The following is a 19,915-nucleotide window of genomic DNA, read 5'->3' on the forward strand; positions in this document are numbered from 1 at the left end:
GATGGCTTCCAAAGTCCTTGTCAGCGCCTGTTTGCTGGGTCAGAGGGTGCGCTATGACGGTGGTCATGCCCGCGCCGATGACGCGGCGTTGCAGATGCTGCTGGATGTGGACCGGGTGATCCCGTTTTGTCCGGAAGTGGCGGGTGGTTTGCCAACGCCGCGCCCCCCGGCAGAAATCCGCGAGGGCCGGGTTGTCGAGGAAACGGGCGGTGATGTTACCGATGCCTTTGACCGTGGCGCGGAAAAGGCGCTGACGCTATGCCAAAGGCACGGTATAACGGTCGCCGTCCTCAAACAGAACAGCCCCAGTTGCGGCAGTGCCTTCATCTATGACGGAACATTTTCCGGTCAAAAGATCGAAGGGCAGGGGCGGACGGCGGCCTTGCTGTCGGCCAATGGTATCCGGGTTTTCGGTGAGGATCGTCTGGCGGAGGCACTGGCGCTGCTAGAGCGCTAGTTGATAACGCGCACTCATCGCACTCAGTTTTCCACTGGTCCAAAGTGCTTCCAGCGCCTTGTTGAAACGTGCCTGCAGGACCTTGTCATTCTTCACTTTTGGAAAGCCGAAGTAACCATGGGTCTGATGAAAGGCCGGGTGCAGGATCGCCAGCCTGTCACCCAGGCCCTGCCGTTTCAATTCAAACAGGGCATTGCGTTCATTGCCGGCCAGCAAATCCGCCCGGTCGGCTATCAGCATGCCCGGCCCCAGATCGAACCTGGGAATAAGGGTCAGGCGTAGCTGTCGTCTAAGGGTGTTGAATTCCGGGCCGTAATCCCAGCCGCGTACGGCGAGGATACGTTCTTTCGCCAGTTTGCGAAGATCTCCGGTCCAGGTCACAGTGGACGTGCGCCGGGAAACAAAGACCATGCGGTCCGAATAGAAATGGTGGGTGGAAAAATCGAGATAGTCTGCCCGTTCTTCTGACCAATAGGGGCCGATCAACCCGTCGATCGTGCCGCCGCGCGCTGCCGCCAGGGCCCGCGCCCAGGGATAATGCAGGGTCTTGAAGGTCATCCCCGTGTTTTGGCTGATCTCACGCAGGATATCCACGGCCAGCCCAAAGTGGTTCCCGTGGTCATCCTGTTCGAAAATCAGGGGAAAGGTCGTGCCTGCAAATTTATAGATGTTGTCGTCCGCACGTGTGGTGCCGGTGGTCAGCAGAAAACCGGCAAACAGGATAAACAATATCCTTGCTCTCAAATGCCAGGTGTGGCGGATTTGCCCGCCAATGGGAAAAAACATGAATGAGACCATCCGAAACAAACAGGCGAATGTCGTTGACGTTACCATAGCGTCAAAATCAAAATACGCCTAACCCATAATCCTCGCCTGAAATTAACCGCTTAGGCCTTTATGGGCCTATCTATACTGTAGCGCCTCAGGGCGCTGAGGCTGGAATGGGCGAGCATGCTGTACCCTGTTTTAGAAAGGGGCTGCGGAGAGTGTCGCGGGGGATTAATGGCAATATCTCTGTGTTTCACGACCCCCCTGTCATTCCAGCTCTGAATTGACAGTTGTTGCCCCGGTTCTATAAGTAGTCGGCGTTTTGGCGAGATTCATAGATGGGGTAACCTCTCACATGATTGACAAGCGGAATCCGGTTATCCTCTCGATCCATACCGGAGGGCATGATGCCGCCGCGGCGGTTTTTCAGGGACAGACCCTGGTCAGCGCAATCCAGCTGGAGCGTCTGACCCGTAAGAAAGGGGACGGTAACCGCTTTCCTGATGAGGCAATTGAAGAGGTTCTGTCGATTGCGGGCATGGCCCGGAAGGATGTTGATGTTCTTCTCTGTTCCCGTATGGGATTCCCGGCCCAGTATTTTACCCATTGGTCCGCGCCGAAGAAGGCGGAATATGAACTGCGCGCCAAATTGGGAAATCCCCGCATCAAACATATTTCCGGCGAGATGCAGCGCTCGAAAACCGTTGATCTGTCCGCCATTTTCAACAAAGGCCGGTTTTTAACTGAAAATGGCTTTCGTGCCGATGCGGTGATGGATTTCTATAATCATCATTATGCTCACGCCTATTCTGCGCTGGCCTATACCGATTGGCAGGATGCCATGCTCTACACGGCCGATGCCGGGGGTGACAATGTGCATTGGAGCCAGCATGTCCTGAAGGATGGCAGGCTTACCCATAACCATGGGGTTGAAGAGGAAATCTACAAGGAAAAGCGTATCGACAGTGTAGGCTTTGCCTATAGTTTCATGACTGCAGCGCTTGGTTATCGCATGTCCCGGCATGAGGGAAAGCTGACCGGTCTTGCCGCCTATGGCAAACCTGTTCTGGCCGAGAAAATCGGCCGCCGCTTTACTGTTGACGAAGATGGCAGTGTGACGTCGGACTTCACCGATTTTGCCGATATGCGCGATTTCATAACTGAACTCGCCAAGACGGTCTCGCCGGAAGACGCTGCGGCATCCATTCAGGAAGTGCTTGAAGATAAAATTCTGACTTCCGTCTCCCGGATGATCAAGCGCAGCGGCAGCCGCAACCTGGGCCTGGCAGGTGGCGTATTCGCCAATGTCCGCCTCAATCGCCTTCTGGCGGAATCCCTCGATATCGATGAAATTTTCGTCTTTCCGGGTATGGGGGACGAGGGCATTTGTGTTGGCGGTGTTCATCAGTGGTTGGCCGAACAAAACGGCTTGGCAGCCTGGCTGGAGGGGCGCCGGCGCCTGGACGATGTTTACCTCGCCCGCGATTTCAATCTGGAGATTGATGACGTATTGGTGGGGCATGACAGCGTAACCAGGATTAGCGACGAACCGGTCTCCGCATCATCCCGCCTGATCAATGCGGGATGGGTCGGTGCAATTTATAACGGGCGAATGGAATTCGGTCCCCGCGCGCTTGGTGCGCGCAGCATTATTGCCAGCCCGGCGGATAACAGCATCAACGGATCGCTCAATGACCGGCTGCAGCGTACCGAATTCATGCCTTTCGCACCTTATGTCCTGGAGGAGGATGCGCGGGAGGTTTTCGAAATCTGCGACAAGACGGCCTATGCCTGCCGTTTCATGACTATTACCTGTGAGGTCAAAGAATATTGGCGCGACAAAATTCCGGCGGTTGTTCACGTGGACGGAACAGCCCGTCCGCAGGTCGTGCGTCGTCAGGAAAACGCGCTTTATTATGATATTTTGAAGGATTTCAAGGCTGTATCTGGCCTGCCGGTTCTGGTGAATACCAGCTTCAATGCGCATGAGGAGCCGATTATCAACCGTCCGGAAGAATGCCTGAATGCCCTGCTTCATAACCGTGTCGATTTCATCGTTACCCAGGGCGGCGTTTATGCCCTTCGTGAACGGGCGGCGACGTTGGCTGTTAGCTGAGCGTGTTCCGGCGATATCCTGCCTCTGCGTTGTGAAACCGGTTTTGACCCGACCTGTGTTTTGGATTGAAATACAGGGGTGCCGATGATCGGTCTTATTCTCCGCTGCCTGTGCTGAAATTAATCGCTTAGCCCCTTCATACCCTGGTTGCGAAAACGTAATGCAGGGGAGGGGGATTCATGGTTGCACATATCAATACGGTGGCGTTTCAGGGGATCGAGACAAGGGTGATCGATGTGCAGGTCCAGATGTCGAACGGGCTGCCGGCCTTTTCCATTGTGGGCTTGCCGGACAAGGCGGTGACCGAAGCACGGGAACGGGTGCGTTCCGCGCTGACGGCGCTGGGCCTGTCGCTGCCGCCCAAGAGGATTACGGTCAACCTGTCGCCAGCCGACCTGCAAAAGGAAGGCAGCCATTTTGACCTGCCGATCGCGTTGGGTCTTCTGGTGGCGATGGAGGTCCTGCCTGCAGAGGAATTGCAGGGTTTTGTTGCACTGGGGGAATTGGGGCTGGATGGGGCGCTGGCCCCGGTGGCGGGGGTGTTGCCTGCGGCCATCGATGCCAATGCGGCGGACAAGGGTTTGATCTGTCCGGAAGCCAACGGCGGGGAGGCCGCCTGGGCCGGGGTGGCCCCGATCCTGGCGGCCTCCGGTTTGCTGGCGTTGATTAATCATTTCAAAGGCTCCCAGGTGCTGACCCCGCCCAAACCCGGTGAGGCGGTCCGCCCCGATGCGGCATTGGATCTGGCCGACGTGAAGGGGCAGGAAGCTGCCAAACGGGCGTTGGAGATCGCGGCGGCAGGGTCACACAATCTGCTGATGTCCGGGCCACCGGGTTCGGGCAAATCCATGCTGGCGGCGCGGATGCCGGGCATTCTGCCGCCCATGACGGCAAGGGAGGCCCTGGAGGTTTCCATGATCCGTTCCATCTCGGGCCTGCTGAAGGATGGTCGCCTGGATCGGACAAGGCCGTTTCGCGATCCCCACCATTCCAGCTCCATGCCAGCGCTTGTCGGCGGCGGCAACCGGGCGCGGCCGGGGGAGATCAGCCTCGCCCATAATGGTGTGTTGTTCCTGGACGAATTACCCGAATATGCCCGCGCGGCGCTGGAAAGCCTGCGTCAGCCGTTGGAGACGGGCTATGCGGTGGTGGCGCGGGCCAATGCCCATGTGACCTATCCTGCGCGGTTTCAACTGATTGCGGCGATGAACCCCTGCCGCTGCGGCCATATCGACGATCCGTCGGTCGCCTGCCGCCGGGCCCCGAAATGCGCCGATGATTATCAGAGCCGTATATCCGGGCCGCTATTTGACCGGATCGATCTGCATGTGACCGTCTCGGCGGTGAAGCCCCACGAACTGGCGGGGATGAATGCCGCGGAGAGCAGTGCGGATGTGGCGGCGCGGGTAATGGCCGCCCGCGAATTGCAGGCGGCGCGCTATCACCACCTGCCGGAAAACAAACGCATCCGCACCAATGCGGAGGCCGACGGGCGGTTGTTGTCCGAGGTTGCCACACCCGACGCAGACGGCCAGAAAATCCTGACCATGGCAGTGGAACGGCTGAAGCTGTCGGGGCGTGGTTATCACCGCGTCCTGCGGGTGGCGCGCACGCTGGCCGATCTGGACGGTTCGCAGACGGTGCGCAAGCCGCATATTGCCGAAGCGGTGGCCTATCGGCGGATGGCCGTTGCGCGAGGGTGACGGGGGAAGTCTTCAAAAAAATAGCAATGGATGGATTATTAATCCTTTGGAAGGGGTTTGGCCGTATTATCCCTTTAAAAATGCGTCCAAAACCCATTCTGAGAACTTGGTAAGCACCGGAATTTATGAAGAAAACCCGCGTATCACTCAAATACCGCATTGTGGCTATCCTTTGCGCGGTTCTGGTCAGCACACTTCTGGTCAGTATTGTCAGCGCCTATCAGTTCTTCTGGCCATCTTTCCAGGAGATCGAACAATCGCTGGCCAAGCAGAATGCACAACGCGTTGAAAACACGATTGAGCATGATCTGGATACCCTGGACGCCTTCGTTGCGGACTGGGCCCTTTGGGATGACAGTTATAACTTCATAAACAACCGGTCCGATGCATATATTCAATCCAATCTTCAGCCACCGACTTTCTGGCAGAATAACCTGTCCGGCATTGCCTATATCGGTGCACAGGGACGGACAGTGTGGGCCAAGTCCTATGACTATGGCCTGGATAAAATGGTGGCCTTCCCGCCGGAGGTTGAACAGTTCATCGCCCGGACGATTTCTGAAAACGGACGTCTGCCGGAGGAGGGAATCTCCGGCATTGTACGTGTCGGGGACGGATTTGCCCTTATGGCGGCCCACGGTATCCAGGACAGCCGCATGGTGGAAACCCCGACAGGGGCGCTGGTCATGTTGCGCCGTTTTGACGAAGATTTCCTGGACCGGTTGCGCCACGATACGCGTTCCTACGTCTATGCGGGGTCTATTTACGATCGTCCGTCCGGCGAACGGGATCAGGCAAACGCCCTGTTGGACGAAAATGTGCGCACGGTCTGGTTTGATCTTCCGGTCGTCAATGATACGGACCCCATCCGGTTTTTCGTCGAGACATCCCGGACAATCACGGACGCCGCGGTCCGCGCCCTGAGTGGCGATGTTATCTCTGTGGCGATCGGGTCCCTGCTTGTATTCATCGTCATGATGATTGTGCTGGAGTTTCAGCTCGTGCGTCCGCTTTCCGTCCTGTGTGCCGGCCTGATTGCGCGGCAGAAGAACCCGATGGCCCGCCTCGGGATCAATCGCCTGCGTGACGACGAGATCGGCCTGATTGCGCAGGAGGTGGACCGCCTGCAGCGCCGCATCCTGGAAATGGCCCTGAAAGATGGTCTGACCGGCCTGCCTAACCGGCGTTTGTTCGATGACAGGCTTGAACGGGCGGTGGAACAGGCCGACCGGCGCAACACGAAAATTGCCGTTCTCTTCATTGATCTGGACGGCTTCAAGCCGGTGAATGACAAATTCGGCCATCAGGAAGGGGACCGCCTTCTGGAACGGGTTGCGAAACGCTTTAACAATGCCATACGCACCAGCGACACCCTGGCGCGCTTCGGCGGGGACGAGTTCGCCACGGTGGTGGAGTTCCGCAAAGACGCCCGGCTCGGTCTCGAGGTCCTGTGCCGTAAGTTGATCCAGCAGCTGGACAGGCCTTTCAAGGTTGGCGACAGTTATATCCGCATCTCTGCCTCGATCGGTTGCGCAATCTATCCGGACCAGGCCGAGGATACGGTGGAGTTGTTGCGCATGGCCGACGAGGCCATGTATGAGGTAAAACACAAAGGAAAAGCCGCCTGGCTGATCCATGGCGGCAACGGCAAGGCCGATCCCGACGGGGACGGGCGTCCCGAACTGCCGTTCCGTGCCATACGCTAGCAGGCAAAAAAACGGAATAGATGCCGTGGTTGTGGGAAAGGATGCTTGCAAGGCTGCGTCAGCCTTCCTATATACCGGGCAGTAAGAGTGAACGGGTTTTTACCAATCCATTGAACCCAACTGAGGAATCCCGCGCCAAGGTGCTGAAAGGTCAGGCCGATGTGGGGTTTGCTTAAAGAAGTGAGGTATAAATGAGCAAGGTTATCGGTATCGACTTAGGGACCACCAACTCCTGCGTCGCTGTCATGGACGGCAGCAACGCGAAGGTGATTGAAAACTCCGAAGGTGTGCGCACCACGCCGTCGATGGTTGCTTTCACGCAGGATGGCGAACGTCTTGTGGGTCACCCGGCAAAACGCCAGGCAGTGACCAATCCGGACAACACGCTGTATGCCATCAAGCGTTTGATCGGTCGCCGTTTCGAAGACCCCGAAGTTGCAAAAGATCGTAAAACCGCACCTTTTAACATCATCAAGGCGGATAACGGTGATGCCTGGGTCGAGGCCCATGGCGAAAAATATGCACCGGCACAGGTTTCCGCCATGACGCTGCAGAAAATGAAGGAAACCGCAGAAGCCTATCTGGGCGAGCCGGTGACCCAGGCCGTGATTACCGTTCCGGCCTACTTCAACGACAGCCAGCGTCAGGCCACCAAGGATGCCGGTAAGATCGCCGGTCTGGAAGTCCTGCGTATCATCAACGAGCCGACTGCTGCCGCCCTGGCCTATGGCCTGGAGAAAAAAGGCACCGGCACGATTGCCGTCTATGACCTTGGTGGTGGTACCTTCGACGTTTCCATCCTGGAAATCGGCGATGGCGTGTTTGAAGTGAAGTCCACCAACGGTGACACCTTCCTGGGTGGTGAAGACTTTGACCAGGCAATCATCGATTATCTGGCCGACGAGTTCAAAAAAGAGAATGGCATCGACCTGCGGTCTGACCGCCTGGCCCTGCAGCGTCTGAAAGAAGCTGCGGAGAAAGCCAAGATCGAGCTGTCCTCCACGACCCAGACGGACGTGAACCTGCCGTTCATCACGGCGGATGCAAGCGGCCCGAAACATCTGAACGTCAAACTCAGCCGCTCCAAACTGGAAGCGCTGGTGGGCGATCTGATCAAGAGCACGATCAAACCCTGCCAGGCAGCCCTGAAGGATGCCGGTCTGAAGGCCTCCGAGATCGACGAAGTGATCCTGGTCGGCGGTATGACCCGTATGCCGAAGGTGATCGAGGTTGTTCAGGAATTCTTTGGCCGTGAACCGCATCGCGGTGTGAACCCGGACGAAGTTGTCGCCATCGGTGCGGCGATCCAGGGCGGTGTCCTGCAGGGTGACGTGAAAGACGTCCTGCTGCTGGATGTGACCCCGCTGTCGCTGGGTATCGAAACCCTGGGCGGTGTCTTCACCCGCCTGATCGACCGCAACACCACGATCCCGACCAAGAAGTCCCAGGTATTCTCCACGGCGGAAGACAGCCAGTCTGCCGTGACCATCCGGGTCTTCCAGGGTGAACGTGAAATGGCAGCCGACAACAAGCTGCTGGGTCAGTTTGACCTGGTCGGTATTCCGCCGGCACCGCGCGGCGTGCCGCAGATCGAAGTTACCTTCGACATCGACGCCAACGGTATCGTGCATGTGTCCGCGAAAGATAAAGGCACCGGTAAGGAACAGCAGATCAAGATCCAGGCTTCCGGCGGTCTCAACGACGACGAGATCGACCAGATGGTCAAGGATGCTGAATCCCATGCCGACGAAGACAAGGTCCGTAAGGAACTGGTCGAGGCCCGCAACCAGGCGGACGGCCTGATCCACACCACTGAAAAGGCCCTGAAGGATCACGGTGATGCGGTTGACGCCTCTGAAAAGAGCGCGATCGAAAGCAACATCGCGGAACTGAAGGAAGCCATGGAAGCTGACGATCTGGAGACCATCAAGGCCAAGACCCAGTCGCTGACCGAAAGCTCCATGAAACTGGGCGAAGCCATGTATAAGGCAGCCCAGGCGGAAGCCGAAGGTGGCGAAGCAGCGGGCGGTGACGCCGGTGGCGCAGAAGCCAAGGACGAGAATGTTGTCGATGCCGATTTCGAAGAAGTCGACGATGACAAAAAAGACAAGTCCTAAGGCTTGACCTATGTGGGCGGGGCCGAAAAAGCGGAAAGACATATTCCGCGATTTCGGCCCCGTATCCTTTGCACAGACAGTAATTATTCGAGGCGCGTCTCATGAGTAAACGCGACTTTTACGAAGTTCTCGGCGTATCCCGCGAGGCAAATGCGGACGAGCTGAAAAAAGCTTATCGCAAACTCGCCATGCAGCATCACCCGGACCGCAACCCGGGCGACCAGGAAGCCGAAGCCAAGTTCAAAGAAGCCAACGAAGCCTATGAGGTCCTCAAGGACCAGGAAAAACGTGCGGCCTATGACCGGTTCGGCCATGACGCCTTTGCCCAGGGTGGCATGGGTGGCGGCGGTTTCGGTGGCGGCGGCCAGGGTTTTGGCGGTTTCACCGATATCTTCGAAGAAATGTTCGGCGATTTCATGGGCGGTGGCGGCGGTGGCCGTCGCGGCGGTGGTCAGCAGAACCACGGCGCGGACCTGCGCTATAACCTGGAAATCAGCCTGGAAGACGCCTTTCATGGCCGGACTGCGGAAATTCGCGTGCCCACTTCCGTCGGCTGTGACACCTGTCACGGCAGCGGCGCCAAGGAAGGGGCACAGCCGGTCACCTGCGGCACCTGTAAAGGCTATGGCAAGGTTCGGGTTCAGCAGGGCTTCTTCAGCCTGGAACGCACCTGTCCGAACTGTCAGGGCCAGGGCACCGTCATCGACGATCCCTGTGACGACTGTGATGGCAGTGGTCGCGTCCACAAGGAAAAGACCCTGTCGGTCAATATTCCCGAAGGCGTGGATGACGGCACCCGTATCCGGTTGAGCGGCGAGGGTGAGGCGGGCCTGCGCGGCGCACCGCCGGGGGACCTCTATATTTTCCTGAATATCGCACGTCACCCGATCTTCCAGCGCGAAGGCTCGCATATCTTCTGCGAAGTGCCGATTGCCATGGCCGATGCGGCGCTTGGCGCGGATATCGAAGTGCCCACCATCGACGGTGGCCGGGCCAAGGTGAAAATCCCCGAAGGCACCCAGACCGGACAGCAATTCCGCCTGCGGTCCAAGGGCATGAGCATCCTGCACAGCCAGTCCCGGGGCGACATGTATATCCAGGCGGCGGTGGAAACCCCGGTCAGCCTGACCAAGCGCCAGAAGGAACTGCTGAAGGAATTCCGCGAGGCCGGTGGCGGGTCCAAGAAACACAGCCCGCAGTCCGAAGGTTTCTTCTCCAAGGTCAAGGAATTCTGGGAAGACCTGACGGAATAGCGGTCAATATCTTCAAAAAAAGGCTCCTGCCGATTGGTAGGGGCCTTTTTTGTGGGATAACGTCATTCCCGCGAAGGCGGGAATCCATGGATCGGCCAGCACTTACTGAAATAGCCCCCCGCCTTTGCGGGGGTGACGATTGCAGGATGGATACTACTTCGACACCGCCAGGGCCACACCGGCGCTGAACAGCGCGCTGCCGCTGACCCGGTTCATCCATTTCATGCCCTTGGAGGTGCGGATCAGGCGCGCCACCTGCTTGCCTGCCGCCGCATAGAGGCCGAGCGCGAAGAACTCCATGATCAGGAAGACGACGCCCAGCACGAAGAACTGGCTGACGAAGGGCAGGTCGGGTTTGATAAATTGCGGGAAAAAGGCGGTGAAGATCAGGATTGCCTTGGGATTGCCTGCCGCCACGATGAATTCGGACCGCATCTGCCTGAACAGGGTTGCCTGTTTGCCGACGGTGGCCTCGTCAACCGCCTCGCTTTTGGCCAGGAAGGTCCGGATGCCCAGATAGGCCAGATAGGCCGCACCGCCCCATTTGATCACCTGGAAGGCCACTTCGGAGGTTGCCAGCGCCGCGCCCAGGCCGACAGCGGTAATCGCAATCATCAGGGTGAAGGCCAGCAACCGGCCCAGTCCCGCCATCAGCGCCCGGTTCAATCCATAGCGAGCCCCATGGTTGACCGCCAGCAGGTTGTTGGGGCCCGGCGCCACGGCCAGAACCGCGCCGGCGGGAATAAAAAACAACAGCACGTTCCAGTCCATCGGCCTGATCCTCAATGTCATGCGTATCGCCCGCTTTAACGCGGACCGAGAATGCCTTCAAGAGGAGAAATGAATGGGTACAAGAATTGTGCCGGAGGGGACAAGCTTTGCTCAAGTTCGTCTAACTCACTGGATTATAGCGGCGTCATAAGTCTTTGTTATAGAGTCGAAAATCCGTTTGGACTCTTTATGTTCTTTCTGGTATATATGTAGTGGCTGCTAGGTTTATCGACACAACTTCTTGTAAGACCATCGGATCGAGAGGAGGTTTTAGTGATGGAATCTAAGAAAGGAGGTAAGGTGCCATGGCGACCAAATGTCGTCCGACACGGACGAATAAAAAGCCTGGGCCAAAGACCGTTCCTGTCCGCCGACACAGACGGTCCACGCCCAAGCCAATTCGTAAGAAATGTAGCTAGTTAGGCTGATGACCTAGCGGCTACCTTATTATTGAACCATGTTCTTTGCAGCTAGTTCAATATTAAACAGCACAATAGTTTGAACTGTCGCAGCATTGTGATATTGCAACCCGATAACTTCTACAGGGTGTTGCGATGTCTGAACCGATGAAAATTGCTGTTGTGGGCTGTGCGGGCCGGATGGGCCGGATGCTGGTGTCGGAAGTGATGAGCCGTGAGGGCTGTGTCCTGTCCGGGGCGACGGGCCGTCCAGGATCGGATTTTATCGGTATGGATGCGGGCGTTGTCGCGGGCAAGGGTGAAAGCGGCGTGATCATCACGGATGATCCGGCCCCGGTCATAGCAGAGGCGCAGGCCGTGATCGACTTCACCTCTCCGGATGCAACGGAAGAACATCTGCGCCTTGCCGCCCAGGCTGGTTGCGCCTTTGTCGGCGGCACCACGGGCCTGAACGAGACCCAGAAGAACGCCATCAATCTGGCCGCCCGTCATGTGCCGGTGGTCTTTGCCGCCAATATGAGCGTCGGTGTCACCCTGCTGGGAGAGCTGACCCGCAAGGTCGCCAAGGTTCTGGGCGATGATTACGATATCGAAATAGTTGAGATGCACCACCGTCACAAGGTGGATGCGCCCTCCGGCACGGCCTTGTTGCTGGGCCATGCGGCCGCCGATGGCCGTGGTGTGGATCATGACGAGAAGAAACAGGCCGTGCGTGACGGTCATACCGGCCCGCGCCCGCGTGGGGAAATCGGTTATGCCACCCTGCGCGGCGGCGATGTGGTGGGCGAGCATACGGTGATCTTCGCCGCCGAAGGCGAGCGGATCGAGCTGACCCATAAGGCCAGCGCACGCCAGGTCTTTGCCGCAGGAGCCGTTCGGGCCGCCTTGTGGACCAAGGGGCAGCCGGCCGCGGTCTATGACATGACCGATGTATTAGGCCTCAAGGATTGATCTTCTACCTAACATTTTAGGTGTAGTGACTATTTTTCCTGCTGTCCCTCGCCGGTGATCATGTGGTTCAGGCGTTTGCCGACCTTGCGCAACCTGTCTTCGCCACGGTCGGGGAACAGCAGCAGATAGCCAATCAAACCGGCATATTCGATTTCGGCCAATTCTGTGGCGGCAGCCTTTTTCATACCCGTTTCCTGCATGTTTAGCTGTGCCAGATAGTCGACGCGGCGCTTGTCCACAAAGGCAAGCGCCGCCTTGGCATGGGCGTTGACGGCGGCGAAGTTGCGCATGGCCCGCTCAATCGACGGATCAAGGGCGGCGGCAAGCCGACTGCCTCCCCTGGTATCACGGGTTTTGTTTGTCTGGGCGACGATCCGGTCGGTATTCTCAAAGCGCCAGAACTCCACCAATGTCCGGCAAAAGCGATCGTGATCCTTGAAATGGTGATAGAAGGACCCGCGCGTCTTGCCTGCCGCCCTGCAGATATTTTCAAGCTGAAGTCCCGCCGGGCCATGGGCGGCCAGTTGGACAAGGCCGATGCGCAGCCAGTCGCGCAGGGCCAGTCGTGTCGGTGATGGTTTTTTTCGCATGTCGGAGACGAATCCAAAGAGGTGAAAACGCGGATATAGAGACCCAAAAACCCATGTTTCCGGCTGTGTATAATAACCATACCATACCATTTTGTATGGATAATCAACAGCCGGAAAATACCGCATCCCCCGGTCATTTTTGAAAAGCAAGTGACAGGAAAATAATTGTCCACTAACAATAGGGGCGGATTTTGGGGCGACTGGCAGAGGGGAGTCCCGTCGGCCCTTTGCCGGGTAGCGGGTTATGTAACTGGATGCTCTTTAACTCATATGAGTTCATTGTTTTATTCCTGCCGTTGACCCTGGCAGGATTTTTCCTGTCCAGCCGCCTGCTCGGGCGGGAGCCGGCTATTATCTGGCTCGTTCTGGCATCGCTTTTTTTCTATGGCTGGTGGAACCCGATCTATCTGGTGTTGATCGTGCTGTCGATGATGGTCAACTTTGCGTTGGGCACCTTCCTCGGCATGCTGGTCAACCGGTCGCTGTTCAGACGGCGTTTGGTCCTGTCCCTTGGTGTCCTGGTCAATCTCGGGCTGCTGGGCTATTTCAAATATGCGAATTTCTTTGTTGAAAACCTGAATGCGCTGGCGGACACGGATTACAATCTGGGCGTCATCGTCCTGCCGCTGGCAATTTCCTTTTTCACCTTCCAGCAGATCGCCTATCTGGCCGATGCCTATCAGGGGGTCACGTCGGAATACAAATTCTCCCACTATGCCTTGTTTGTGACCTTCTTCCCGCAGTTGATCGCCGGGCCGATCGTCCATCACAAGGAAATGCTGCCGCAGTTCATGAAGGACGAGACGCTGTCGCCGCGCTGGTCCAATGTGGCGATCGGGGTGACGATCTTTTCCATCGGCCTGTTCAAGAAGGCGGTGCTGGCGGACGGCGTGGCGCAATATGCAACGCCTGTGTTCAGCCGCGCGCTGATCGGGGAAGATCTGACCTTTTTCGAGGCTTGGGGCGGGGCGCTTTCCTATACCTTCCAGCTTTATTTCGATTTCTCAGGCTATTCCGATATGGCGATCGGGGCGGCAAGGCTGTTCGGGATCATACTGCCGCTTAATTTCTTCTCGCCCTATAAATCCACCAGCATTGTGGAATTCTGGCGGCGCTGGCATATGACCCTGTCGCGCTTCCTGCGCGATTATGTCTATATCCCGCTGGGCGGCAGCCGCTATGGCAGCAAACGCCGTTATGTGAACCTGATGACCACCATGCTGCTGGGCGGCTTGTGGCATGGGGCAGGCTGGACCTTTGTGGCCTGGGGCGCGCTCCATGGCTTCTATCTGGTGATCAACCACGCCTGGAACTGGTTCTGTCACCGCATCGGTTTCACCCATCAGCGCGATACCGCCCTGTGGAAAGCAGTGGCCTGGGTGATGACTTTCGTTTCCGTGGTGGTTGGCTGGGTCTTCTTCCGGGCGGAAAGCTTTGATGCCGCACTTGTCATCCTGAAAGGCATGGCGGGCGTGAATGGCATCGCGCTGCCCAATGCGCTGGCCGTGCGGCTGGGCGGTGCCTGGGCGATGCTGCAGTCCGTCGGCGTTGACAGTTATCTGGGCGGCGGCAGTGTCTTTATCTGGACCTATCTCTGGGTGGGTCTGTTGGGCCTGCTGGCGCTGATCGCGCCAAACACTCATCAGTTCATGCGTGATTTCAACCCGACCTATGATGCCTATGGCAGCAAGCCGCAGGACAGTGTGCAGCCCGCCGCGCGCCTGTCGGGCCGTGTGCTCTGGCGGCCCAGTGTCGGCTGGATGCTGGGCACGGCCATTCTTTCAACCCTGGGCTTCCTGGCGCTGACCAGCGTGTCCGAATTCCTCTATTTCCAGTTCTGAGGTGGGCATGCGGGACAAGACATTCGCCATTGGCTGGTTCGTAACCTTTCTGCTGGGGCTGATCCTGGCGGGGGCGGCGAATTATGTCATCGACCCCTACGGCATGTTCGAAGTGAAGCGTATCGAGGGGCTGAACGAAATCAAACCGGCGGCGGCGACCCGGGTGACGACCGCCAAGGTCTATCAGGTGCTGAAGGCCCATCCGCGTTCGCTGATCGTGGGGAACTCCCGCCCCGAACTGGGCCTGAACCCGCAAAATGCCTGCTGGGAGGCCTATGAGCAGCCGGTCTATAATACCTCCCTGCCGGGGCAGAGCTTTTACCGTCAGGTCCGCTATGCACAGCACGCCATGGCGACCGGCGATGTGGGCACGGTCCTGCTGGGCCTGGATATCCTGGATTTTCTGGTGGACCGCAACCGGCCCGAACGGATCGGGCCGGGATGGCCCAATCCAAAGCAGGAGACCCGCTCCTGGCTGGTGCAGCCCGACGGGCAGGCCGATCCGGGTTTCCTCTGGGACCGTCTGGACGACGGATTCCGGGCGGTGATGTCGGTGCAGGCCCTGGCGGACAGTGCCTATACGGTGATGAGCCAGGGCAACCCGGATGTCTCCACCCGCACCGCCCTTGGCTTCAACCCCGGTGAACGCACCTATGGCGCGATCATCCGCAATGAAGGGGTGAAGGTGCTGTTCCAGGAGAAAAACAAGTCAATTGCCGCACGGCTTACCGGGCAGGACCTGTCGGTGCGCACGCCCGGTGGCAAGCTGTCGCCCACCTTTGCGGTGCTGGAAGGCTTTTTGAATTATGCGCGGGTCAAAGGGGTCAGGGTCATACCCTTTATTAACCCCTATCACGCGGAATATATGCTGCTGCTGGACCGGGCCGGGCTGTGGGGTGATTTCGACGAATGGCGCCGCGAGGTCACCAGGATTGTCGAACAGACCGGCGATGGTCCGCTCTGGGATTTCAACGGTTTCAACGGCTATACAACCGAAGGCGTGGATACGGTTGCAGCCAAAGGCGAGGCGCTCGCCTGGTTCTGGGAACCTTCCCACTACCGGCAGGAACTGGGCGACATCATGTTGAGCCGCATGCTCGACCGGCACTGTGACAGCAAGGAACTGAACGAGGACTTCGGCGTCCAGGTCACCCAGAAGACCATTGATGACCGGCTCGAAGACCTGGCGCTGCAACGCGATCTTTACATGCTCGCCAATCCCAATGACGTGCTGCGGCTGTCGAAACTGGTCAAACGCCAGGAGGAAATATCGTTGGCGACGCAATAGCGATCAATTTGGCAGGATGCCTAACCCGCCTTGGGTTTGCGGCGGTATTGGGTGATGCCGATGCCGGTGAGGATCAGGAGGAAGGCGACGAGGCTGCTGGGGTTCGGGCGTTCTGCCAGGAAGATGATCCCCCAGATGACACCGAAGACCGGCACCATGTAATTGTTCAGCGACAGGAAGGACGCCCCGCGCTCGCGCACGATCTTCAAGAGGATGATCTGGGCCAGGGCGGTGGACAGCAGGCCCAGCATGACGACGGAGAAAATGCCGATGGCGGCGGGCTCTGTCGTCCAGGGCCGGTCGGTGATCAGCGCCACGGGCACGATGAAACAGGAAGAGGTTGCCATGATCGCCGCGGCGACAGCCCGGCGCGGCAGGCCTGACAGCTTCTTGGCCATGATGCTGGAAAGGCCATAGCAGGCCGCCCCGGAGGCAACCGCGACCTGGCGGATCGCATCGTCGCCCAGCGTCATCAGGGCCTTGGGCCCGATCAGGATCACAATACCGGTAAAGCCCACGATCAAACCGGCGATCTTGCGGATCGACAGCCGTTCGTCGTCGGTCAGGAAATGGGCCAGCACCATGGTGCAAAGCGGCACGGTCGCCATCAGGATCGCGGCCAGTCCGGCGTCGATCTTGGCCTCACCCCAACCGATCAGGGAAAAGGGAATGGCATTGCCGAAAATGGCAACACCCGCGATGAAAATCCAGTGACGGCCAAAGGCGGGCAGGCGTTGCCCTGCCATGCGGGCGGCAAGATAGAGAATGCAGGCCGCCAGTGCGATGCGCCCCGCGGCGATGGTGGCGGGCGGGATTGTGTCGACCGCCAGCTTGATGAACAGGAAGGACCCGCCCCAGATGGCGGCCAAGCAGACCAGAAGGCCATAGTCGCGAATGCCGACAGGATTTGTGCTGTCGGTGGAGGCCATGCTCATCAGTTTTTCCCTGTTCCAACCCACGGTGCTTTTTTATCTGGCATACACGCATTTGCGCGGATCGCCAATTTCTAATTAAAGGCCCGTATAATTAGCCGGGCAGCGGGCTGCTGCGATAGGCATGGAGGGCGGTCGTCAGGCGGTTGGCCAGGTCTTCCAGTTCCTCACCGGTCAGGAACCGCCCGATGTTAAGTGTCTTGCCGTGGCTGCGCAGGTTGATCTGGCGGATTTCGTCATCGACCCGGTCCAACGTGACGGTGAGCCAGTTCGGCTCCAGATGGGTGATGGTGACCTCGCCCTTGGGGGTGATCCGGGTGATGGTCAGCCCGTCATCGGACAGCCGAAGATGTTCGATCAGGCGCGCGGCGCGATAGTTCAGGCGAAAGGCGATATAGACCAGCAGGAATTCCAACCCGCAGAACCCCGCCACCGGCCATGCGCCCATGAGGAAAAAGGCGAAACCGATCAGGAAACCGGTGCCGCCGATGGCAAACATCAGGAACATAAAACCTTCCGGCGGCAGGCTGCGATAGGGGCGCAACGTCACGTCCAGGAAGGGGGAGGCCTTGCCCTCCGCCAGCGTTTCAATCGTCATTCAACTCATCCTGTTCGGGCTGCCGGATTTGTTGTCATCCGTTTTTTCGCCCGTATTGACCTTGTATAGCAAAGATTGGCTGCGTATAGAAATCGTCAATCAAAAATCAAATTGTCGCCTAATTGTTTTTGTTAAGTGACGGCCCCGCCAATAGCACAAGGATCAGGACCGGTGTTTCACAGTTTCTTCAAATCCAGGAAATGGGCGCTTTGGGCCTATGGCGGCGGGACGTTGTTGATTGCCACGATTGTTTTTCAGGTCCAACTCAGTGTTGTGGCAAATGAATGGTATGGACGCCTTTATAATTTGTTCCAACAGTCTGGCAGCTACAAAGATAATCCGCAGGAGGGTATTGCACTTTTCTGGGACACATTGATCGGACTGCGATATCTGGATACGTTTTCCACAAGTGATCTTTCTTTCGTCACCATTGCGCTACCCTCAACGGTCACCAGCGCCTTTCTTCTTTGGTTTACACGGATCTATGCGTTGCGCTGGCGTGAAGCCATGACCTTTGATTTTCTGCCTCGTTGGCGGACGGTGGGCGAAGAGATTGAAGGCGCGTCGCAGCGTATCCAGGAGGATTGCCAGAGATTTGCGAACAGGGTTGAAGAGATCGGTCTTAAGGTTGTCCGTGCCATATTGACCCTGTTTGCCTTTATTCCCATCCTTTGGGGCTTCAGCCATCAGGTTGAAGTCCCGATGTTGAAAGACGTTGAGGGATCGCTGGTTTGGTTTGCTCTTCTGGTCTCTATTGGAGGGTTGATCCTCTCATGGTTCGTTGGGATCAAGCTTCCGGGCCTGGAATACAACAATCAGAAAGTCGAAGCGGCCTTCCGTAAAGACCTGGTTTTTGCTGAGGATAATAAAATCGACTATGCGCGTCCGGACACGATGATCGAACTGTTTCTAGGCATTCGTTTCAATAATCATCGCTTGTTTTTGCACTACACCTATTTTGACATGTGGGTGGCGGTCTATGACTCCTTTATGCAGGTGGCGCCTTATCTGATCATGGCCCCCAGCCTTTTCACCGCAGCGATCCCGCTGGGCGTTTTGGTGCAGATTTCAAATGCCTTTCAGCGGGTTCACAACGGCTTTGCGCTGTTCCTGCATAACTGGACAACCATTACCGAATTGCGCAGTATCTACAAACGGTTGCACGAATTCGAACATAACCTGAGATTGCATGAAAAGCCTCAGGGGGACATGGTGCTGCAGCCCAGTGGCGACTAACGGATCAACAGGGGACCGATCACATGAAAAAGGCGGATGTCGACGAGTTCTTTCGTCGTCTGGCGGAACGCGACCCGGAACCGAAGGGGGAGTTGAACTATACCAACCCCTATACCCTGCTGGTGGCCGTCGCGCTGTCCGCCCAGGCGACCGATGTGGGGGTGAACAAGGCAACCGAGAAGCTGTTCCGGATCGTCTCCACCCCACAGGATATGCTGGCCCTGGGTGAGGCGGGGCTGAAGGATCACATCAAGACCATCGGCCTGTATAATTCAAAGGCCAAAAATGTGATGAAAATGGCGGAGCTTCTGGTCCGCGATTATGGCGGCGAGGTGCCTCAGGACCGGGTGGAACTGGAAAAGCTGCCCGGTGTCGGGCGCAAGACCGCCAATGTGGTGCTGAACATCGCCTTCGGCCAGCCGACGATTGCTGTCGACACCCATTTGTTCCGGGTCAGTAACAGAACCGGCCTCGCCCCCGGCAAAACGCCGCTGGAGGTGGAAAAGAAGCTGGAGAAGAAAATCCCCAAACACTGGAAGCTTCATGCCCATCACTGGCTGATCCTGCACGGCCGCTATATCTGCAAGGCCCGCAAACCCGACTGCAGCATCTGCCCGGTTGAAGACCTATGCAAGTTCAAGGGCAAGACGGTTTAGTTTGCCAATTCAGCCGTCATAGCCGGACCTGACCCGGCTATCTCCCAGAGATCACCGGGTCGAAGCCCGGTGATGACGGATACTCATTGAAACCCAGAATATTACCCGCTCGTCCCGGCGAAGGCCGGGATCTCAGGAGGCTCCTATGCCCTCTGGGTTTGCAGCTTCAGATCCTCAATCGAGTTGAGGATGAGCGGTGTTTTTCTTGATAATGTTAGTTTAGTTTTCCGACTTCCGGTCCGAATGCCCCAGGTCCCGTTCCGGCACGATCACATCGCGGAGGCGTTGTTTCAACTCCTTGAGTTCGGGAAAGCGGTCTTCCTGTTTGCGGGACCAGATCAGCGGGCCGTCGACGATGCGCACTTCGAAAATACCGCCTGTGCCGGGGATCAGCGTGACCGCGCCTAATTCGTCCTGGAAGGTGGTCAGCAATTCCTGCGCCGTCCAACCGGCGCGTAGCAGCCAGCGGCATTGGGTGCAATATTCGATTTCGATGCGGGGCTTGGTCATGGT

At 57.7% G+C, this 19,915-nt stretch carries 17 protein-coding genes; 11 read left to right on the forward strand and 6 right to left on the reverse strand.

Translation table 11 applies throughout. The annotated features are described in order from the left end of the window. The first annotated feature begins 1 nt into the window (after nt 1). Nucleotides 2-457, forward strand: coding sequence for a 2-thiouracil desulfurase family protein (locus tag IF205_RS03320; protein WP_259781875.1), 456 nt, complete (start codon nt 2-4; stop codon nt 455-457). On the opposite strand, the gene IF205_RS03325 is transcribed toward IF205_RS03320, so the two are convergent. Continuing rightward, entirely contained in the window at nt 446-1,243 is a 798-nt protein-coding gene (locus tag IF205_RS03325; RefSeq protein WP_259781876.1) for a substrate-binding periplasmic protein, read from the reverse strand. The genes IF205_RS03320 and IF205_RS03325 overlap by 12 nt on opposite strands. Before the next feature lie 337 nt (nt 1,244-1,580). Here IF205_RS03325 and IF205_RS03330 point away from each other — a divergent pair, with 337 nt between their 5' ends. The 5 genes from IF205_RS03330 to dnaJ all read left to right on the forward strand — a co-directional run bounded on the left by IF205_RS03330 (nt 1,581) and on the right by dnaJ (nt 10,120). After that, entirely contained in the window at nt 1,581-3,341 is a 1,761-nt protein-coding gene (locus IF205_RS03330; RefSeq protein ID WP_259781877.1) for a carbamoyltransferase C-terminal domain-containing protein, read from the forward strand. Nucleotides 3,342-3,520: 179 nt separating this feature from the next. Further along, nucleotides 3,521-5,044, forward strand: a complete 1,524-nt coding sequence (locus IF205_RS03335; RefSeq protein WP_259781878.1) for a YifB family Mg chelatase-like AAA ATPase — start codon at nt 3,521-3,523, stop codon at nt 5,042-5,044. Between the two features lie 125 nt (nt 5,045-5,169). Continuing rightward, nucleotides 5,170-6,750 (forward strand): sensor domain-containing diguanylate cyclase, encoded by a 1,581-nt coding sequence (locus IF205_RS03340; RefSeq protein ID WP_259781879.1) that lies wholly within the window; start codon nt 5,170-5,172, stop codon nt 6,748-6,750. 191 nt (nt 6,751-6,941) lie between these two features. Beyond that, nucleotides 6,942-8,867, forward strand: a complete 1,926-nt coding sequence (gene dnaK / locus IF205_RS03345) for a molecular chaperone DnaK (protein WP_259781880.1) — start codon at nt 6,942-6,944, stop codon at nt 8,865-8,867. 101 nt (nt 8,868-8,968) lie between these two features. Continuing rightward, on the forward strand, nt 8,969-10,120 hold the full coding sequence (dnaJ, locus tag IF205_RS03350) for a molecular chaperone DnaJ (protein ID WP_259781881.1): 1,152 nt from the start codon (nt 8,969-8,971) through the stop codon (nt 10,118-10,120). Between the two features lie 153 nt (nt 10,121-10,273). Here the strand turns inward: dnaJ and IF205_RS03355 are convergent, their stop codons facing one another. Continuing rightward, nucleotides 10,274-10,912, reverse strand: a complete 639-nt coding sequence (locus IF205_RS03355) for a LysE family translocator (RefSeq protein WP_259781882.1) — start codon at nt 10,910-10,912, stop codon at nt 10,274-10,276. A gap of 545 nt (nt 10,913-11,457) precedes the next feature. On the opposite strand from IF205_RS03355, the gene dapB reads away from it, so the two are divergent. Next, a complete protein-coding gene (gene dapB / locus IF205_RS03360; protein ID WP_259783228.1) occupies nt 11,458-12,261 on the forward strand; it encodes a 4-hydroxy-tetrahydrodipicolinate reductase in 804 nt (267 codons plus the stop codon). Between the two features lie 29 nt (nt 12,262-12,290). Here the strand turns inward: dapB and IF205_RS03365 are convergent, their stop codons facing one another. Beyond that, the gene (locus IF205_RS03365) at nt 12,291-12,851 is read right to left on the reverse strand and encodes a TetR/AcrR family transcriptional regulator (protein ID WP_259781883.1); all 561 of its coding nucleotides are present in this window, start codon (nt 12,849-12,851) and stop codon (nt 12,291-12,293) included. Between the two features lie 254 nt (nt 12,852-13,105). Here IF205_RS03365 and IF205_RS03370 point away from each other — a divergent pair, with 254 nt between their 5' ends. Then, nucleotides 13,106-14,692: an MBOAT family O-acyltransferase gene (locus tag IF205_RS03370; protein WP_259781884.1), complete on the forward strand. Its 1,587-nt coding sequence runs from the start codon at nt 13,106-13,108 to the stop codon at nt 14,690-14,692. A gap of 7 nt (nt 14,693-14,699) precedes the next feature. Beyond that, nucleotides 14,700-15,980, forward strand: coding sequence for a hypothetical protein (locus IF205_RS03375; protein ID WP_259781885.1), 1,281 nt, complete (start codon nt 14,700-14,702; stop codon nt 15,978-15,980). A 20-nt stretch (nt 15,981-16,000) separates the two neighbouring features. Here the strand turns inward: IF205_RS03375 and IF205_RS03380 are convergent, their stop codons facing one another. Continuing rightward, nucleotides 16,001-16,915, reverse strand: a complete 915-nt coding sequence (locus tag IF205_RS03380; protein WP_259781886.1) for a DMT family transporter — start codon at nt 16,913-16,915, stop codon at nt 16,001-16,003. A 91-nt stretch (nt 16,916-17,006) separates the two neighbouring features. After that, nucleotides 17,007-17,510, reverse strand: coding sequence for a DUF2244 domain-containing protein (locus IF205_RS03385; RefSeq protein WP_259781887.1), 504 nt, complete (start codon nt 17,508-17,510; stop codon nt 17,007-17,009). 171 nt (nt 17,511-17,681) lie between these two features. Between IF205_RS03385 and IF205_RS03390 the strand changes: the two genes are divergently transcribed. Both IF205_RS03390 and nth read left to right on the forward strand, forming a co-directional pair. Beyond that, nucleotides 17,682-18,746 carry a putative transporter gene (locus IF205_RS03390; RefSeq protein ID WP_259781888.1) on the forward strand — a complete coding sequence of 355 codons (1,065 nt, stop codon included), beginning with the start codon at nt 17,682-17,684 and terminating at the stop codon, nt 18,744-18,746. 23 nt (nt 18,747-18,769) lie between these two features. Then, nucleotides 18,770-19,402 (forward strand): endonuclease III, encoded by a 633-nt coding sequence (gene nth / locus IF205_RS03395; protein WP_259781889.1) that lies wholly within the window; start codon nt 18,770-18,772, stop codon nt 19,400-19,402. A gap of 219 nt (nt 19,403-19,621) precedes the next feature. Here the strand turns inward: nth and IF205_RS03400 are convergent, their stop codons facing one another. After that, nucleotides 19,622-19,912 (reverse strand): Rdx family protein, encoded by a 291-nt coding sequence (locus tag IF205_RS03400; RefSeq protein ID WP_259781890.1) that lies wholly within the window; start codon nt 19,910-19,912, stop codon nt 19,622-19,624. Between the last annotated feature and the right edge of the window lie 3 nt (nt 19,913-19,915).

It is taken from the genome of Aestuariispira ectoiniformans, assembly GCF_025136295.1.
Taxonomy (GTDB): domain Bacteria; phylum Pseudomonadota; class Alphaproteobacteria; order UBA8366; family Aestuariispiraceae; genus Aestuariispira_A; species Aestuariispira_A ectoiniformans.

Bases quoted from the DNA above. Each gene is read 5' to 3' on its own strand.
- IF205_RS03335 (WP_259781878.1), top strand. From the start codon at position 3,521: ATGGTTGCACATATCAATACGGTGGCGTTTCAGGGGATCGAGACAAGG.
- IF205_RS03320 (WP_259781875.1), top strand. From the start codon at position 2: ATGGCTTCCAAAGTCCTTGTCAGCGCCTGTTTGCTGGGTCAGAGGGTG.
- IF205_RS03340 (WP_259781879.1), top strand. From the start codon at position 5,170: ATGAAGAAAACCCGCGTATCACTCAAATACCGCATTGTGGCTATCCTT.
- IF205_RS03385 (WP_259781887.1), bottom strand. From the start codon at position 17,510: ATGACGATTGAAACGCTGGCGGAGGGCAAGGCCTCCCCCTTCCTGGAC.
- IF205_RS03325 (WP_259781876.1), bottom strand. From the start codon at position 1,243: ATGTTTTTTCCCATTGGCGGGCAAATCCGCCACACCTGGCATTTGAGA.
- IF205_RS03400 (WP_259781890.1), bottom strand. From the start codon at position 19,912: ATGACCAAGCCCCGCATCGAAATCGAATATTGCACCCAATGCCGCTGG.
- dnaK (WP_259781880.1), top strand. From the start codon at position 6,942: ATGAGCAAGGTTATCGGTATCGACTTAGGGACCACCAACTCCTGCGTC.
- IF205_RS03380 (WP_259781886.1), bottom strand. From the start codon at position 16,915: ATGAGCATGGCCTCCACCGACAGCACAAATCCTGTCGGCATTCGCGAC.
- IF205_RS03355 (WP_259781882.1), bottom strand. From the start codon at position 10,912: ATGACATTGAGGATCAGGCCGATGGACTGGAACGTGCTGTTGTTTTTT.
- IF205_RS03370 (WP_259781884.1), top strand. From the start codon at position 13,106: ATGCTCTTTAACTCATATGAGTTCATTGTTTTATTCCTGCCGTTGACC.
- dnaJ (WP_259781881.1), top strand. From the start codon at position 8,969: ATGAGTAAACGCGACTTTTACGAAGTTCTCGGCGTATCCCGCGAGGCA.
- dapB (WP_259783228.1), top strand. From the start codon at position 11,458: ATGAAAATTGCTGTTGTGGGCTGTGCGGGCCGGATGGGCCGGATGCTG.
- IF205_RS03330 (WP_259781877.1), top strand. From the start codon at position 1,581: ATGATTGACAAGCGGAATCCGGTTATCCTCTCGATCCATACCGGAGGG.
- IF205_RS03365 (WP_259781883.1), bottom strand. From the start codon at position 12,851: ATGCGAAAAAAACCATCACCGACACGACTGGCCCTGCGCGACTGGCTG.
- IF205_RS03375 (WP_259781885.1), top strand. From the start codon at position 14,700: ATGCGGGACAAGACATTCGCCATTGGCTGGTTCGTAACCTTTCTGCTG.
- nth (WP_259781889.1), top strand. From the start codon at position 18,770: ATGAAAAAGGCGGATGTCGACGAGTTCTTTCGTCGTCTGGCGGAACGC.